The organism is Streptomyces sp. MMS24-W38 (assembly GCF_059889265.1).
The window spans coordinates 4128122-4144875 of the sequence record NZ_JCBCPP010000001.1; the positions used below are offsets into that span (position 1 = coordinate 4128122).

The window sequence follows — 16754 nt, forward strand, 5'->3', positions numbered from 1 at the left end:
GACCCCGCCTCAGCCCGTCCGTGCTTCGGCTCGTCCGCGCTTCGGCTTCCTCGGTCCGTTTCCGCCTCTTCGGCCCGTTTCGGCTGCCTCGGTTTCTTCGGTGCGCCTCGGCCTGCTTCGGCTCCCTCGGCCCGCTTGAGCCTTTTCGGTTCCCTTGGCGGCCTCAGCCCGCTTCAGCCGCCTCGGCCCTCTCGGCTTCTTCCGCCCCCTCAGCCCCCTCAGCCCTCTCAGCCCTTTCGGCTTCTTCGGCCCTCTCTGCTCTCTCCACCCTTTCCGCTCTCTCCGCCCTCTCGGTCCTTTCGGCTTCTTCGGCTTCCTTGACCCTTTCGGCTTCTTCTGCCCTCTTGGCTTTCTCGGCCTCTTCGGCTTCCTTGGCCCTCTCGGTCCTCTCGGCTTCCTTGGCCCTCTCGGTCCTCTCGGTCCTCTCGGTCCTCTCGGTCCTCTTGGCCCTCTCGGCTTCTTCCGCCCTCTTGGCCTCCTCGGCCCTCGCGGCTTCCCTGGCCCTTTCGGCCTCCTCGGCCCAGGCGGGCGGTCCGTCTCCGACGGGTGGTTCGCCCAGCTGTTCCAGTGCCGCCTCGGCCTGTGGTACCCGGAGCGGGGAGAAGTACGGGTTGATCGTCATCGCCTCCCGCAGATGCCGCCGCGCGGGCCCGTACCTCTCCAGTTCCCGCTCGATCATGCCCCGGTGGAAGACGTACAGGGCGCTGCGCACCCCGCCGCCCTTCGTCTTCTCCGTCGCCCGCACCGCGAACTCCAGCGCCTCCTCGTGCTCCCCCGCCCGGTGCAGCGCCCAGCCCAGCGCGTCGGCCACCTCCGTCGACGGCTGCCGCCTCCACTCCGCACGCAGCAGCCGCACCGCGGCTCCGGGGTTCCCGTGGTCCGCCTCGAACCGCCCGAGGAGCAGGTCCTCGTCGACCCCGTGCGCCGCGGCCTCCCGCACCCGCTCGCGCAGCAGGTCGTACTGCACCCGGGCCGCCTGCCGCAGCCCCAGCGACGCGTACAACTCGCCCAGCTCCAGCGCGTACTCCGGCCGCGGCTGCCGGGCCAGCGCCGCCCGGTAGGCGCCGATCGCCTCCGTGGTCCGCCCGAGCGCGGCCAGCGCCCTGCCCTGCCCCGCCTGCGCCGCCCGCTGGTCCGGGTCGACCCGCAGCGCCTCCTGGAAGTGCCGCAGCGCGTCCTCCCGGTCGCCGCGCTCCCAGGCCAGCTGTCCGGCCCGCTCCAGATAGCCGGCCCGCTCGACCGGTTCCCCGGCCGCCGCGGCGGCGTCGGACAGCTGGGCCGCCGCGTCCTCCCACAGGCCCTTGTCCCGGTACAGGGCGGCCGCCCGCGCCATCACGACCGGTCCCGACCGCAGCGCCTTCAGCCCGTCCAGCATCTTGCCCGCCGCCTCGCCGTCGCCGAGCCCGGCACACGCCTCGATCAGCGGCGGATACGTCGTCCACCGCTTCGGCTCCAGCTTCAGCGCCCGTTCGCCCCACTCACGTGCGGCGGGGTAGTCGCGGCGCGCGTTCGCCAGCGCCGCCATCCCGCGCAGCGCCCCGGCGTTGCCCTTCGCCCGTACCTTCAGTGAGGTGCGCAGCGCCTTCTCGGCCCGCGGGTAGTGCGCGGGGTCCGCCAGTCGCTGCCCCTGCTCCAGCCGGGCCGTCCCGAGCACCGCCCAGGCCTCCGCGTCCTTCGGATGCTCCTTCAGATGCCGCTGCCGCTCCGCGATCAGGCTCTCCAGACCGGACAGCGACAGGGACACGCCACCAGCGACCGCCGCCCGGACCGGCGCCCCCGGCGCCGGCTCCACAGGCCCGTCCGCCCCGTGTCCCCACGGCAGCAGCACCAGCACCCCGCCGATCACGGCGCACCCGGCCACCGAGCCGAGCAGCACCCGGCGGCTCACCCACCGACGGGTCCCGCCGTGCCCAGGGGTCTCGTCCCGCTCGCGGGTCTCTTGTGGCTTGTCGTCCATGGCGCACACTGTGCGTCACATCATCTTCCGATATGAAGAACCACGCTCCGGCTCACAACGGCTTACCACCGGGTGCCGTACGCGGGGTTCACACCGATGGCCCCGGGTGTCACGCTGTGATCATGAGCCGTATCGAAGCGCGACGCGATGAAGACACGGTGCCGGCCGACACCCTCGTCGACCGCCTGCTCGGTGGCCTGCCCCCCGAAGCGGTGCTCACCGACCCCGACATCACGGCCTCCTACGCCAACGACATGGCGAGCTTCTGCCCGGCCGGCAGCCCGGCGGTGGTCGTCCTGCCCCGCACGGTCGAACAGGTCCAGCACGTCATGCGCACCGCCACCGCACTGCGCGTCCCGGTCGTCCCGCAGGGCGCCCGCACCGGCCTGTCCGGCGCCGCCAACGCGACCGACGGATGCATCGTGCTCTCCCTGACCAGGATGGACGCCATCCTGGAGATCAATCCCGTCGACCGGATCGCCGTCGTCGAACCCGGCGTCGTCAACGCCGCCCTCTCCCGGGCCGTCGGCGAGCACGGCCTCTACTACCCGCCCGACCCCTCCAGCTGGGAGACGTGCACCATCGGCGGCAACATCGGCACCGCCTCCGGCGGGCTGTGCTGCGTGAAGTACGGGGTCACCGCCGAGTACGTACTCGGCCTCGACGTGGTCCTCGCCGACGGCCGCCTGATGTCCACCGGCCGCCGCACCGCCAAGGGCGTCGCCGGATACGACCTGACCCGCCTGTTCGTCGGTTCCGAGGGTTCCCTCGGCATCGTCGTGCGCGCGATCCTCGCCCTGCGGCCCGAACCGCCCGAGCAGCTCGTCCTGGCCGCCGAGTTCGCCTCCGGCGCCGCCGCCTGTGACGCAGTGTGCCGCATCATGGCCGGCGGACACGTCCCCTCGCTCCTCGAACTCATGGACCGCACCACGGTCAAGGCCGTCAACGACATGGCCCACATGGGCCTCCCCGAGAGCACCGAGGCCTTGCTGCTCGCCGCGTTCGACACCACCGACCCCACCGCCGACCTCGCCGCCCTCGGCGCGCTCTGCGAGGCCGCCGGCGCCACCCAGGTCGTGCCGGCCGAGGACACCGCCGAGTCCGAACTGCTGCTCAAGGCCCGGCGGCTGTCCCTGCCCGCGCTGGAGGCGGTCAAGGGCACCACGATGATCGACGACGTGTGCGTGCCCCGCTCCCGGCTCGGCGAACTCATCGACGGCGTCGAGCGGATCTCCGAGAAGTACCGGCTCACCATCGGCGTCGTCGCCCACGCGGGGGACGGCAACACCCACCCGACGGTCTGCTTCGACGCACAGGACCCCGAGGAGTCGCGCCGCGCCCGCGAGTCCTTCGACGAGATCATGGCCCTCGGCCTGGAACTCGGCGGCACCATAACCGGCGAGCACGGCGTCGGCGTCCTGAAGAAGGAGTGGCTGGCGCGCGAGATCGGCCCGGTGGGCCTGGAGATGCAGCGGGCCGTCAAACGGACCTTCGACCCGCTGAACCTCCTGAACCCGGGCAAGCTCTTCTGAACGGCCGCTGCCCGCACCGCCTTTCCCCACCGCACCGATACGAAAGATTTTTCGTCGCGATACCAGATCGGCGCCCGAAAGGGGTGGGTCCGGCCGGACGGGCGGTGGTGCTTGCGCCCGTCTGATAGATGTGGTTCCCCCGACCCACCCCCGAGCAGATACGGGACGACGGACATGAGCGCCCCAACCCCGGCCCCCGGCGACGACACGCCGCGCGAAGGCTATTACCCGGACCCGTCCATTCCCGGGTATGTCCGGTACTGGAACGGTGCCGCCTGGGTGCCGGGCACGAGCCGTCCGGCTCCGGAGGGCGGCGGCGCGCCCCTCGCGCCGGCGGCGTCCTCCGGTACGGCGGCTGCCGGCACCGCCCCGGCAGTGCCCTCCGTCGAGGAGACCGGCCCGCACTTCTTCGACGAGGACCCGACCGACGAACCGGCCCCGTCCCCGTCCCTGTCCCCTTCCCCTTCCCCGGCTCCCTCCCCGGCCGACTCCCAGCACGGCAGCCGGCCCGAGCCCGCCTCCGCCTGGGGCGCCGACCGCTCCCGCCAGTCGGGCTTCGGCGGCGACCAGGACCGCCGGGTCTCCTGGGGCGCGGACCCGAGAGTGCCGCACGCCCCCGATCCGGCGGCCGGTCCGGACGCCGGTGGGGCGCCCACGGACAACGAGTTCGTGTTCCGCCCGCCGACGGCGAAGTCGCCCGCCGCGCCCGCCGCCTCTGCCGCCTCTTCAGGGTCTGCCCCGTCCTCCGGCGGTGTTCCGGCGGACGAGGGCACCATGACCTTCCGCGCCGTCGGCCCGCGCAAGGGTCCGTCCGGGGGGCCCGGTTTCGGGGCCGGCAAGGCGGCCGCAGCGCGCGCCGCCCGTGCCGCCTCTGCCCAGGCGGAGAACGGGAGTTCGGCCGCCGCCACCCCGGCCGTCCCTCCGCAGACCGTCGCTCCGACTCCCGCCCCCGCCCCGGCAGCCGGGCCGTTGTCGAGCGGCTCCGGTGGGGGGCAGTCCTCCTGGGCGCAGCAGGTGCACCGGCGGGCGGACGGGGACGAGCGGCCGCCCGCGCCCTGGAAGCCGCCGGTCGAGGACGTGTTCCAGGCCGCCGCCAGGCGCCAGGCCTCGGCCCGGCCCGCGGGGCTCGGCAAGCGGCTGGCCGCGCGGCTGCTGGACACGGTCCTGCTCGGCGGGGTCACCGCGGTGGCCGCCGTGCCGCTCGGCATCGCGGCGGCGGACCACATCGAAGCGAAGATCGACGCGGCCAAACTGTCCGGCGAGACCGTCACGGTGTGGCTGCTCGACGGCACCACGTCGGTCTACCTCGGCATCGTCCTCGCCGTCCTCCTGGTCGGCGGTGTCCTCTACGAGGTGCTGCCCACCGTCAAGTGGGGCCGCACCCTGGGCAAGAAGCTGCTGGGGCTCGAAGTACGGGACATCGAGGGGCACGAGGCGCCGGAGTGGGGTGCGGCCCTGCGCCGTTGGCTGGTCTACAGCATCCCCGGACTGCTCGTCATCGGTGTGGTGGGCGTCCTGTGGTGTCTGTTCGACAAGCCGTGGCGGCAGTGCTGGCACGACAAGGCCGCGCACACGTTCGTCGCGGGCTAGAACCTTTTCCGCCAGACCTTTTCTGACGGTTCGTCCCGGCGCCGGTACTCCGGACGGCGGCTCGCCGGATGCGATGCCGGGGGGTTCGCGGTCGACTCGGGCCATGAGCACCGAACCGCCCCCCGGCTCCGGTCAGCAGCCGCCGGACGACGACCCGTTCAAGAAACACCCCCCACCCGGCAGCCAGCCCCCGCCGCACCAGGGTGAGGGCGGCGGTGGTCCGTACGGTGGTGGCGGTGGTCCGTACGGTGGCGGTGGCGGAAGCCCGTACGGCGGTGGCGATGACCAGGGCGGTGGCAGCCCCTACGGGCCCGGCCCCACCGATCCCCTCGCAGGCATGCCACCGCTCGCCGACAGCGGCAGGCGCACCCTCGCCCGCATCATCGACATGATCCTCGTGGGCATCGTCCTCTGGCTGCTCACCTGGCCCTTCGGGGTGAGCGAGTACACCATGAACGGCGATCAGATCAACGCGGGGAAGTCCTTCACCCAGTCCCTCATCGCCGCGGTCCTCTTCATCGCCTACGACACGTTCATGACGGCCCGCACGGGTCAGACCCTCGGCAAGAAGTGGCTGAAACTGAGGGTGGCCGACCTGTCAGACGGCGCGACCCCGTCCACGCAGACGTCACTGATCCGTGCCGCCGTGCTCTGGCTGCCGTTCGCGTTCTGCTGTGCCTGTGTCTGGACCGTGATCGCGGGCGGCTGGAGTTTCTTCGACCGGCCCTACAAGCAGGGCCTGCACGACAAGGCGGCCAAGACGGTCGTGGTGAGCACAGGATGACACCGGGCCGACCAGGGCCTGTCCGGCGGATCAGCGCGGATGAGGCGCCGTCGATATCCTGCGACCTGATCCGCCGGACAGGCCTGGAGGCCGGCCCGGCACGGTGTCAGGAAACGGCCCGTTCCCGCACCGCCTCGCGGGCCGGCGCGGCTGCCGGTGACGGCACGGTCGCCCGTACCGGCTGCTGCGGCGCGGGCCGTGTCACGGGGGCGGGACGGGCGGGCTCGGAGAGCGGCACCGTCATGGCCACCAGCAGTCCGAGGGCGAGTGCCGCGACGACGACGAACGCGATACCCACGCCCGAACTCGTCTGTGACAACAGCAGCATGACGAAGGTCGAGAAGACCACGGTGCACGAACCGTAGGCGAGCTGAGCGACAGTCGGACGGGGCATGGCCATCGTGTCCTCGGAAGTCGGGGGGCTGTCGGCCTGGCTTTCCACCGGCTCAACGGTGTGCCGCCAAGCGACTCTAACCGCGAGAGTGCCCGAGCGGAACGCACGGTAAGCGTGACCTGACCGACAGGGCCGGTGCACAGGGGGCGCACGGAGTCATGCCGTCCACAAAGCCGCGCCCGAGGGGTCCGCGAGGGGAACCGTGCCTCCGCATAATGCAGTTGACTTGTTCAAGTCAAGGTCTGTTTTTTCTGCTGAACCTTTAGTCAAATGTGGTCACTTGACTACACGCGTTGATCACGTGTGCGCGACCATCCATCACCCGGACCCTGCTTTCGCGCGCACGGACGCGGGAGGGGATCTCAAGTGACCAGTAGACCCTGGACGTTCAGAGCGGCCGCGACGGGCGTGGCGCTCGCGGCGGTCACCGCCACCTGCTCTGCGTTCACCGTGGCCCAGGCCGACACGGCCGACCGGGCCGACCGGCCCGCCACCGTGGACCGACAGGACCCGGCGGAGTACAACCACGTGGAGCACGACCTCGCGGGGCCGCTCTCCAAGACGCAGACGGCGCAGCGTGAAGAGGCCCTGAACCAGGTCATATCCGGCCAGGCGGCGGTCAAGGACCGGAACGGTTCGAAGGTCGTCGAGCTCAAGGGCAAGGGCAAGAAGGGCACCGGCAAGTACGTCGAGCTCGGCCGCGAGAAGACCGACAAGATCTTCACGATCCTGGTCGAGTTCGGCGACGAGATCGACAGCCGTTACGGCGGCACCCGCGGCCCGCTGCACAACGAGATCGCCGAGCCGGACCGCAGGGTGGACAACTCCACCGCGTGGCAGGCGGACTACGACCAGAAGCACTTCGAGGACATGTACTTCGGCACCGGCAAGGGTGTCGAGTCGCTCAAGACGTACTACGAGAAGCAGTCCTCGGGCCGCTACTCGGTCGAGGGCGAGGTCTCCGACTGGGTCAAGGTCCCCTACAACGAGGCCCGTTACGGCTCCAATGAGTGCGTTCCCGACAACTGCGCCTGGTACGTGGTGCAGGACGGCGTCAACGCCTGGGTCGACGACCAGAAGGCGGCCGGCCGGACCGGCGCCGAGATCAGCGCCGATCTCGCCGGGTACGACCAGTGGGACCGCTACGACTACGACGGCGACGGCGACTTCAACGAGCCCGACGGCTACATCGACCACTTCCAGATCGTGCACGCCGGTGAGGACGAGTCCGCCGGCGGCGGCGCCCAGGGCGAGGACGCGATCTGGGCCCACCGCTGGTACGCCTTCGGCACCGACGCCGGCGCCACCGGACCCGAGCAGAACAAGCTCGGCGGCACCCAGATCGGCGACACCGGCATCTGGGTCGGCGACTACACCATCCAGCCGGAGAACGGCGGACTCGGCGTCTTCGCCCACGAGTACGGCCACGACCTCGGTCTGCCGGACCACTACGACACCGCGGGCGGTGAGAACTCCACCGGCTTCTGGACCCTGATGTCCTCCGGCTCCTGGCTCGGCACCGGCAAGAACGAGATCGGTGACCTGCCCGGCGACATGACCGCCTGGGACAAGCTCCAGCTGGGCTGGCTGGACTACGACACGGCCAAGGCCGCGACGAAGTCGAAGCACAAGCTGGGCCCCGCCGAGTACAACACCCGGGACAAGCAGGCCCTCGTGGTCGCGCTGCCCGAGAAGGCGGTCACCACCGAGGTCGTCGTCCCGGCCGAGGGCGAGACCCAGTGGTGGAGCGGCAGCGGTGACGACCTGAGGAACACGCTGACCCGTCCGGTGGACCTCACCGGCAAGGCGTCGGCCGAGCTGACCCTCGACGGCTGGTACGAGATCGAGTCCGACTACGACTTCCTCTACGCCGAGGTCTCGACCGACGACGGCGCCAACTGGACCGCCCTGGACGGCACGGTGGACGGCCGGCCGATCCCGCGCGACGGCAGCGACAAGCCGGCCCTGCACGGCACGGTCGACGGCTACAAGCCGCTGGCGTACCCGCTGGACGCCTACGCCGGTCAGCGGATCGACCTGCGCTTCCGCTACCAGACCGACGGCGGCCTGGCGATGAAGGGCTTCGCGGCCGACCGGATCTCGGTGACGGCGGACGGCGCCGCCCTGTTCACGGACAACGCGGAGACCGCGGACGCCGCCTGGACGGCGAAGGGCTTCTCCCGCATCGGAGCGTCCTTCACCAAGGACTACGCGCAGTACTACATCGCCGAGAACCGCCAGTACGTGTCGTACGACAAGACGTTGAAGGTCGGCCCGTACAACTTCGGCTTCCTGAACAGCCGTCCGGACTGGGTGGAGCACTTCCCGTACCAGAACGGCCTGTTGATCTGGAAGTGGGACACCTCCCAGGCCGACAACAACACCAGCCGCCACCCGGGCAGGGGCCTGATCCTGCCGGTCGACTCGCACCCGTCCGCGCTGAAGTGGTCCGACGGCACGCTGATGCGCAACCGCATCCAGACGTACGACGCGCCGTTCAGCACGTTCCGCACGGACGGCATCACGCTGCACAAGAACGGCGTCGCGACCAAGATCCCCTCCTCGAAGGGAGTGTCGGTCTTCAACGACCGGACGAACACCTACTACGACGGGGCGAACCCGACCGGCGGTGTCCAGATCACTGACACCAACACCAAGATCAAGATCGTCAAGGAGTCCGGAAACGGCTCGACGATCCACCTCGAGGTCGGCCGCGCGGCGAAGTAAATAGCGTTTTCGCAGGTCAGAGTGCGATCGGCGGTAACCCCCTGGCGGGTTGCCGCCGATCCGTGTTTAGGTGCGTCCTGTGGCTTTCTTATTGACACCTGGTCCGACGGGGGTATGACATCCATGGCCGCAGGAGGTTTCTGCAAGCTGCCGAACGGCACCGTGGTGGTGGCGCTGAACCTGCCCAGCCCCGCCACCGGCCCCGCCGGCTCGGTGCGCTTCCTCGTGCACGCGGGCAACCGGGCGCGCGCCCTGACCAGGCTGCGCAACCTGGGCCTGCGCGCCGTCTACCTGCGGGGCAACGCGGCCCCGCCGAGCCCCGACGAGATCACCGCGGTGCTGCACCATCCCGACGGGCTCATATGGCGCACGGCACCCGGCAGCGGCGTCCTGCCCGGCACCGCGCCGGCCGTGGAGCTGTGGCATCCGATCAGGGCACTGCGCAGGAGCCCCACGGCCTCCGCCTGACCCTGCGGTCCCGGTTACTGCACGACCGGCTTCCCCGAGAGCTCCACACCCGCTCCGCGCAGCTCCTCGAGCGCACGCTCGGTGGTCCGTGCGGCCACCCCGGCGGTGAGGTCGAGCAGGACCCGGGTGCGGAAGCCCTCGCGGGAGGCGTCCAGCGCGGTCGCGCGCACGCAGTGGTCGGTGGCGATGCCCACCACGTCCACCTCGTCGATCTGCCGCTCCCGCAGCCAGTCGGCCAGCGCCACGCCGTTCTCGTCGGTCCCCTCGAAACCGCTGTAGGCCGCCGAGTACGCCCCCTTGTCGAAGACGGCGTCGACCGCGCCGGAGCCGACCGCGGGGGCGAAGTTCGGGTGGAAGCCGACGCCCTCCGTCCCGGCGACGCAGTGCGCGGGCCAGGAGCTGACGTAGTCGGGGTTGTCGGCGAAGTGGCTGCCGGGGGCTATGTGGTGGTCGCGGGTGGCCACCACGTGCCGGTAGCCGGCCGGTGCCGGGGCCTGCGCGATCAGCTCGGTGATGGCGGCGGCCACGTCGGCGCCACCGGTGACGGCGAGGCTGCCCCCCTCGCAGAAGTCGTTCTGCACGTCGACGACGATCAAGGCGCGGCGCATGGTCGGTGTCCTTCGGCTGTGGGGTCGGGTGGGAAGCGGACCCGGCCGGTGAGGCTCCGGGCCCATGGGATGCGGATCGGTGCGGATCGAATGCGGAATCGGCTGTGGAACGGTGCGGACAGGGGTGCGGCACGCCGGGCCGGGGTCCCGGCCGGGGAGCCGTGCGCGCGGCGAGTGCGGCGCGTGCGGCGGGACACGCAGTTCTAGCTACCCGAGCCCTCGTGCGCGTACTCCGTCGGAATGACGGGTTCTCCCCGGGAGAGCTGGGTCGCGGAGAGCGGCAGGTTGGCGCGGGCCGCCCGGTGCCGCTCACGGAGCACGTCCAGCGGCTCGCGCGCGGTCGCGGTCACCTCACCGCCCTTGACCAGTTCCACCAGCAGCTGCCGGTCGGCCAGCGCGTCGGGCACCCGCCCGGTGCCGACCACCTCGGCCTCGGCGACGCCGTACTCGTCCAGCCGCCGCGCGGCCCACTTGCGGCCGCCGACGGAGGTCTTGCCGCCGGTGGACCTCTTCGCCACCGGCACCAGCGGTGCCTTCGGGTCGGCGGACTCGGCGCGGGCGACCAGCTTGTAGACCATGGAGGCCGTCGGGTGCCCGGAGCCGGTCACCAGCTGGGTGCCGACGCCGTACGCGTCCACCGGCGCGGCGGCCAGGGAGGCGATGGCGTACTCGTCCAGGTCGGAGGTCACGAGGATCCTCGTACCGGTGGCGCCCAGCTCGTCCAGCTGCTGCCGCACCCGGTGCGCCACCAGCAGCAGGTCACCGGAGTCGATCCGTACGGCGCCCAGCTCCGGCCCGGCGACCTCGACGGCCGCGCGGACCGCCTCGGCCACGTCGTAGGTGTCCACCAGCAGCGTCGTGCCGCCGCCGAGGGAGGCGACCTGTGCCCGGAAGGCGTCCCGCTCGCTGTCGTGCACCAGGGTGAAGGCGTGCGCGGAGGTGCCCACGGTCGGGATGTTGTAGCGGAAGCCGGCCGCCAGGTCCGAGGTGGAGGTGAAGCCACCGAGGTACGCGGCCCGGGCGGCGGCCACCGCGGCCAGCTCGTGGGTGCGCCGGGCGCCCATCTCGATCAGCGGCCGGTCCCCGGCGGCGGACGACATCCGGGAGGCCGCCGCGGCGATCGCCGAGTCGTGGTTGAGGATCGACAGGACCACGGTCTCCAGCAGCACGCACTCCGCGAAGCTGCCTTCCACCCGCATGATCGGCGAACCGGGGAAGTACACCTCGCCCTCCGGGTAGCCCCAGATGTCACCGGAGAAGCGGTAGTCGGCCAGCCAGTCGAGGGTCCGCTCGTCGACGACGTCCTTCTCGCGCAGGAAGTCGAGGACGGCTCCGTCGAAACGGAAGTTCTCCACCGCGTCCAGGACCCGCCCGGTGCCGGCCACCACGCCGTAGCGGCGGCCGTCCGGCAGGCGCCGGGTGAAGACCTCGAACACGCTGCGCCGGTCGGCGGTGCCCCCGTTCAGGGCGGCCTGCAGCATCGTCAGTTCGTAGTGGTCGGTGAAGAGCGCCGTGGACGGAACAGTCACCGGCAGCCCAAGGTCCGCTGTGTTCATGAGACGAATGCTACCCCCATTTCGTCACTCTGACGATTTCTATCCGCGTCCCGGACCGGCCCGAGATCGGCCCCGGACGCGGCCCCGGGGGTAATTTTGGGTGAAACCCGGACGTATGGCGGCCCGCGCGGGCCGGTTTGTGCTCCCGGCGCCTTCCGGTGGCAGCATGGGCACTGTGACGTCACCCGCACCCCTGGAGATCGAACGCACCGAGTCGGCGGAAGACGCCTTCGCCGTACCCGAGCCAGACGTCCCCTGGATCACCATCGTCCACAACGACCCGGTCAACCTCATGAGCTATGTGACGTACGTCTTCCAGACGTACTTCGGCTACTCCAAGGACAAGGCCACCAAGCTCATGCTCGACGTCCACCACAAGGGCCGTGCGGTCGTCTCCAGCGGCACGCGCGAGGAAATGGAACGCGACGTCCAGGCCATGCACGGCTACGGCCTGTGGGCCACCCTCCAGCAGGACCGGAAGTGACCCCGCCGGACATGACCCGCCCCCGCCCGCGTGACCGGAAGTAGCGAATCGCCTCCATGTCAGGACACTTCGAACCGCTCCCCGGCGGCGGCGCGGCCGTCGCCCTCGACGACGTCGAGATCTCCATCATCCGCTCCCTGGCCGTGCAGCTCATGGAGCTCCTCGGCCCCGGCCCGGCCGAGGAGACCCCCGGCGACCCGCTCGCCAGACTCTTCGCCGAGGGCCCGAGCGAGCCGCCCGCCGACCCGGTGCTGCGCCGGCTCTTCCCGGACGCCTACGGCGACCCCGAGGAACCCGCCTCCCCCAGGGACACCGAGGAGCAGCGGGCGCACTCCGCGGAGTTCCGCCGCTTCACCGAGAACGACCTGCGGGCCGGCAAGCGCGACAACGCCCTCGCGGTGATCCGCTCCCTGGACGAGCTCACCGCGGCCGGTGAGGGCGGGGCGGTGCTGAAGCTCTCGGCCGAGGGGTCCCGGCAGTGGCTCGGCGCACTGAACGACCTGCGCCTGGCGATCGGCTCCCGGCTGGAGATCGACGACGAGGACGACACCGACCTCCTCTTCCGCCTCCCGGACGAGGACCCGCGCAAGCCCATGGTGATGGCGTACCTGTGGCTCGGCGGCCTCCAGGAAACCCTCGTCACGACCCTCATGCCGTAGGGCTCGACCCTCATGCCGCAGGGCGCGCCGCGCCCGTCGCGGGGCCGCACCGCGCATCCGTCGCAGGGCGCCCCGCGCCTTCGGCGGCGCGGCGCCGCCCATGCCGGACAACCGGTCGGGATGTCCGGAAAAGTCCGTTGACGCGTTCGCTCAGAGGACGCTCAAATCCGGGCAATGGTCATGCCAAAACATCCGCTGCCTATGCGCTTTTCAGGTGCCGTTTGCCCGCTTCTCCCTGTGGTGTGCGTCACAGGTCGGCCGGCCGGTCAATAGTGCCGCCGTGTTAAATCTGCACGACCGCCCGGCGAACACCACCTGTACGTCCGCCGGGTGCGCCACCGGGCCGGCAACCGCCGGCCAGGTGCGAGCGGACCCGCTCAGCTCCATCAGTCCGGGGGGGACCGAGACCCGATCCGGGGCCCACCAGCGGCCCGGACCGGCATGGAGAAAGGCGCATGACACATGGCCTCACCGCAGGTCGACACGGAGTCCGTACCCGGCGAAGGGTACGAACGCGGACTCAACAGCCGTCAAGTCCAGATGATCGCGATCGGCGGCGCGATCGGCGTCGGTCTCTTCCTGGGCGCCGGGGCGAACATCGCCAAGGCCGGACCCAGCCTGATCGTCATGTACGCCCTCGCCGGCGTGATCATCTTCTTCATCATGCGGGCGCTCGGCGAGCTCCTGCTCTACCGCCCGGTCTCGGGCTCCTTCGCCGAGTACTCACGGGAATTCCTCGGCCCCTTCTTCGGCTACTTCACCGGCTGGACGTACTGGCTGATGTGGATCGTCACCGGCATGGCCGAACTCACGGCCGCCGCGATCTACATCAACTACTGGTTCCCCCAGATCCCGCAGTGGGTCACCGCCCTGGTGTTCCTGCTCCTCCTCTTCGGGGCCAACCTCATCTCGGTGAAGCTGTTCGGCGAGATCGAGTTCTGGTTCTCGATGGTCAAGGTCACCGCCATCATCGGCATGATCGTGATCGGGCTCGGCGTGCTCACCTTCGGCTTCAGCGCCGCCGGGGACACCGCCGCCGTCTCCAACCTCTGGGCCTTCGACGGCTTCTTCCCCAAGGGCGTCGGCTCGTCCCTGATGACCCTCCAGGGCGTCATGTTCGCCTACCTCGCCGTCGAACTCGTCGGCGTCACCGCCGGCGAGTCCAAGAACCCGGAGAAGACGCTCCCCAAGGCGATCAACACCCTGCCCTGGCGGATCGCCCTGTTCTACGTCGGCGCCCTCACCGTCATCCTGTGCGTGGTGAAGTGGACCGAGTTCTCCGCCGACGCCAGCCCCTTCGTGAAGGCGTTCGCGGTCATCGGCATCCCGGCCGGCGCCGGCATCGTCAACTTCGTCGTGCTGACCGCCGCCCTCTCCTCCTGCAACTCCGGCATGTACTCCACGGGCCGCATGCTGCGCACCCTCGCGGACAACGGTGAGGCGCCGGGCGTCTTCCGCCGGCTGTCCTCCACCAAGACCCCGGCGCTCGGCATCACCACCTCCGTGGTCTTCATGGGCATCGGCGTCGTCCTGAACTACGTCGTCCCGGAGAAGGCCTTCGGCTACGTCACGTCGATCGCCACCGCCGCGGGCATCTGGACCTGGCTGATGATCCTGGTCAGTCACGTCCTCTACCGCCGCCAGGTGGTCGCGGGCCGGCTGCCCGCCTCCTCCTTCCCGGCACCGGGCGGCTCGGTGTGCTCCTACATCGCCATCGTGTTCCTGCTCTTCGTCACCGCCCTCATCGCGATCGACGCGGACGCCAGGATCTGCCTCTACGTGATGGCCGGCTGGGCGGCCGCCCTGGCGATCGGCTGGGCGGTCCTCAAGAACCGCAACCCGGGCATCACCGAGCGCCGCGAGCCGGAGTTCGAGAAGATCGACGGCTGACACGGACATCCGGCGCCCGCGCTCTTCGCGTCCGGCATCCGGGCCGTCCCGTACCACCCCTCGGTACGGGACGGCCCTCTGCTTATCCTGAGCCTCATGCTGACCATCACCCAGGCCCTGTACGACCAGATCGTCGCCCACGCGCGCAAGGACCACCCCGACGAGGCGTGCGGTGTGGTGGCGGGCCCCGTGGGCTCCGGACGCCCCGAGCGCTTCATCCCCATGCTGAACGCGGCCCGCTCGCCCACGTTCTACGAGTTCGACTCGAAGGACCTGCTCAAGCTGTACCGCGAGATGGACGACAACGACGAGGAACCGGTGATCGTCTACCACTCGCACACCGCGACCGAGGCCCACCCCTCCCGCACCGACATCGACCTGGCCGGCGAGCCCGGCGCCCACTACGTCCTGGTCTCCACCGCCGACCTCGACGGCCTCGGCGAGTTTCAGTTCCGCTCGTTCCGCATCGTGGGCGGCGAAGTCACCGAGGAAGAGGTCAAGGTCGTCGAGGCGTACTGACGCACCGATCTGCGCGTTCCCGTATACCGGTCGTCAGTCATCCGCAGTGTGAGACGGCATTCGGTTCCCGTCATCGGGAATCGATACGATGAGCTCATGGTTCTCCACGACGTGAGCGACAAGACGCCGGGCAAGCTGCTCGTGGCGCGGCTGCACGTCGACCTGTGCAGACTCGCCAGCGCCATCTGTTGACACCGAGCTTCCCGCCGCACGGCCCGTGAGCCCCGGCGGTCCCACCGCGTGGGCATGCCCACGCACCCCTTCGCGCCGCCGCGCGCCCACCGCCCAGACGACATACCGACAGGAGCCCCCTGCCATGGCCATCGAGGTCCGTATCCCGACCATCCTCCGCCAGTACACCGACGGTCAGAAGGCGGTGGAGGGTACCGGAGAGACCCTCACCGACCTCTTCGCCGACCTCGAGACCCGGCACCCGGGCATCAGGGCCCGCCTCGTCGACGACAGCAACGGCGACCAGCTGCGCCGCTTCGTCAACGTGTACCTCAACGACGAGGACGTCCGCTTCCTGGACGGCATCAACACCAAGCTGTCCGACGGCGACAACGTCACGATCCTGCCGGCCGTGGCCGGCGGTACGGCCTGATCCCGGATGCGCTACGACTCGCCGCTGGCCGCGGTGGGCAACACCCCCCTGGTGGGCCTGCCGCGGCTGTCGCCGTCCGCCGACGTCCGTATCTGGGCGAAGCTCGAGGACCGCAACCCGACCGGCTCGATCAAGGACCGCCCGGCCCTGTTCATGATCGAGCAGGCGGAGAAGGACGGCCGGCTCACCCCGGGCTGCACCATCCTGGAGCCGACGTCCGGCAACACCGGCATCTCCCTGGCGATGGCCGCCAAGCTCAAGGGCTACCGCATGGTGTGCGTGATGCCCGAGAACACCTCCCAGGAACGCCGGGAACTCCTCGCCATGTGGGGCGCGGAGATCATCTCCTCCCCGGCCGCCGGCGGCTCCAACACCGCCGTGCGGGTGGCCAAGGAGATCTCCGCCGAACACCCGGACTGGGTGATGCTCTACCAGTACGGCAACCCCGACAACGCCGGCGCCCACTACGCGACCACCGGCCCGGAGATCCTCGCCGACCTCCCCTCGATCACCCACTTCGTGGCCGGCCTCGGCACCACCGGCACCCTCATGGGCGTCGGCCGCTACCTGCGCGAGCACAAGCCGGACGTGAAGATCGTCGCCGCCGAACCGCGCTACGACGACCTGGTCTACGGACTGCGCAACCTCGACGAGGGCTTCGTCCCCGAGCTGTACGACGCCTCCGTCCTCACCACCCGCTTCTCGGTCGGCTCCGCCGACGCGGTCACCCGCACCCGTGAACTCCTCCAGCAGGAAGGCATCTTCGCCGGTGTCTCCACCGGCGCCGCCCTGCACGCCGCGATCGGCGTCGCGAACAAGGCGCTCAAGGCGGGGGAGTCCGCCGACATCGCCTTCGTCGTCGCCGACGGCGGCTGGAAGTACCTGTCGACCGGCGTCTACACCGCCGCCACGACGGAGGAAGCCATCGACACGCTCCACGGCCAGCTCTGGGCGTGACCCCCACCAGGGCAGTGCGAAGGGG

General features: G+C 70.6%; 15 protein-coding genes and 1 pseudogene. 12 read left to right on the top strand and 4 right to left on the bottom strand.

The features are described 5' to 3' along the window. Positions 1-529 precede the first annotated feature (529 nt). A pseudogene (locus AC6F7H_RS17720) lies at positions 530-1957 on the bottom strand (tetratricopeptide repeat protein); the annotation flags it as partial. Positions 1958-2073: 116 nt separating this feature from the next. Between AC6F7H_RS17720 and AC6F7H_RS17725 the strand changes: the two are divergent. The 3 genes from AC6F7H_RS17725 to AC6F7H_RS17735 all read left to right on the top strand — a co-directional run bounded on the left by AC6F7H_RS17725 (position 2074) and on the right by AC6F7H_RS17735 (position 5863). Continuing rightward, positions 2074-3489, top strand: a complete 1416-nt coding sequence (locus AC6F7H_RS17725) for an FAD-binding oxidoreductase (protein WP_500757928.1) — start codon at positions 2074-2076, stop codon at positions 3487-3489. A gap of 174 nt (positions 3490-3663) precedes the next feature. Continuing rightward, positions 3664-5079 carry an RDD family protein gene (locus tag AC6F7H_RS17730; RefSeq protein WP_500757929.1) on the top strand — a complete coding sequence of 472 codons (1416 nt, stop codon included), beginning with the start codon at positions 3664-3666 and terminating at the stop codon, positions 5077-5079. 103 nt (positions 5080-5182) lie between these two features. Continuing rightward, positions 5183-5863, top strand: a complete 681-nt coding sequence (locus AC6F7H_RS17735; protein WP_500757930.1) for an RDD family protein — start codon at positions 5183-5185, stop codon at positions 5861-5863. 106 nt (positions 5864-5969) lie between these two features. On the opposite strand, the gene AC6F7H_RS17740 is transcribed toward AC6F7H_RS17735, so the two are convergent. After that, positions 5970-6263: a hypothetical protein gene (locus tag AC6F7H_RS17740; RefSeq protein ID WP_500757931.1), complete on the bottom strand. Its 294-nt coding sequence runs from the start codon at positions 6261-6263 to the stop codon at positions 5970-5972. 360 nt (positions 6264-6623) lie between these two features. On the opposite strand from AC6F7H_RS17740, the gene AC6F7H_RS17745 reads away from it, so the two are divergent. Further along, positions 6624-8984: an immune inhibitor A domain-containing protein gene (locus AC6F7H_RS17745; RefSeq protein ID WP_500757932.1), complete on the top strand. Its 2361-nt coding sequence runs from the start codon at positions 6624-6626 to the stop codon at positions 8982-8984. 123 nt (positions 8985-9107) lie between these two features. Next, positions 9108-9452, top strand: coding sequence for a hypothetical protein (locus AC6F7H_RS17750; protein WP_500757933.1), 345 nt, complete (start codon positions 9108-9110; stop codon positions 9450-9452). A 14-nt stretch (positions 9453-9466) separates the two neighbouring features. Here the strand turns inward: AC6F7H_RS17750 and AC6F7H_RS17755 are convergent, their stop codons facing one another. Both AC6F7H_RS17755 and AC6F7H_RS17760 read right to left on the bottom strand, forming a co-directional pair. Next, positions 9467-10060, bottom strand: a complete 594-nt coding sequence (locus AC6F7H_RS17755) for a nicotinamidase (protein WP_500757934.1) — start codon at positions 10058-10060, stop codon at positions 9467-9469. A 203-nt stretch (positions 10061-10263) separates the two neighbouring features. Beyond that, positions 10264-11616 (bottom strand): nicotinate phosphoribosyltransferase, encoded by a 1353-nt coding sequence (locus AC6F7H_RS17760; RefSeq protein ID WP_500757935.1) that lies wholly within the window; start codon positions 11614-11616, stop codon positions 10264-10266. A gap of 166 nt (positions 11617-11782) precedes the next feature. Here AC6F7H_RS17760 and clpS point away from each other — a divergent pair, with 166 nt between their 5' ends. The 7 genes from clpS to AC6F7H_RS17795 all read left to right on the top strand — a co-directional run bounded on the left by clpS (position 11783) and on the right by AC6F7H_RS17795 (position 16729). Further along, positions 11783-12100, top strand: a complete 318-nt coding sequence (gene clpS, locus AC6F7H_RS17765) for an ATP-dependent Clp protease adapter ClpS (protein WP_109378457.1) — start codon at positions 11783-11785, stop codon at positions 12098-12100. A 56-nt stretch (positions 12101-12156) separates the two neighbouring features. Further along, on the top strand, positions 12157-12759 hold the full coding sequence (locus AC6F7H_RS17770; RefSeq protein WP_500757936.1) for a DUF2017 domain-containing protein: 603 nt from the start codon (positions 12157-12159) through the stop codon (positions 12757-12759). 462 nt (positions 12760-13221) lie between these two features. After that, the gene (locus AC6F7H_RS17775; protein WP_500757937.1) at positions 13222-14649 is read left to right on the top strand and encodes an amino acid permease; all 1428 of its coding nucleotides are present in this window, start codon (positions 13222-13224) and stop codon (positions 14647-14649) included. A 96-nt stretch (positions 14650-14745) separates the two neighbouring features. Continuing rightward, a complete protein-coding gene (locus AC6F7H_RS17780; protein WP_500757938.1) occupies positions 14746-15168 on the top strand; it encodes a M67 family metallopeptidase in 423 nt (140 codons plus the stop codon). Between the two features lie 96 nt (positions 15169-15264). Next, complete coding sequence (locus AC6F7H_RS17785) at positions 15265-15360, top strand: putative leader peptide (protein ID WP_323056066.1); 96 nt, start codon at positions 15265-15267, stop codon at positions 15358-15360. A 124-nt stretch (positions 15361-15484) separates the two neighbouring features. Further along, positions 15485-15772, top strand: a complete 288-nt coding sequence (locus AC6F7H_RS17790; RefSeq protein ID WP_500757939.1) for a MoaD/ThiS family protein — start codon at positions 15485-15487, stop codon at positions 15770-15772. A 6-nt stretch (positions 15773-15778) separates the two neighbouring features. After that, entirely contained in the window at positions 15779-16729 is a 951-nt protein-coding gene (locus AC6F7H_RS17795) for a PLP-dependent cysteine synthase family protein (protein WP_500757940.1), read from the top strand. Positions 16730-16754: the final 25 nt, after the last annotated feature.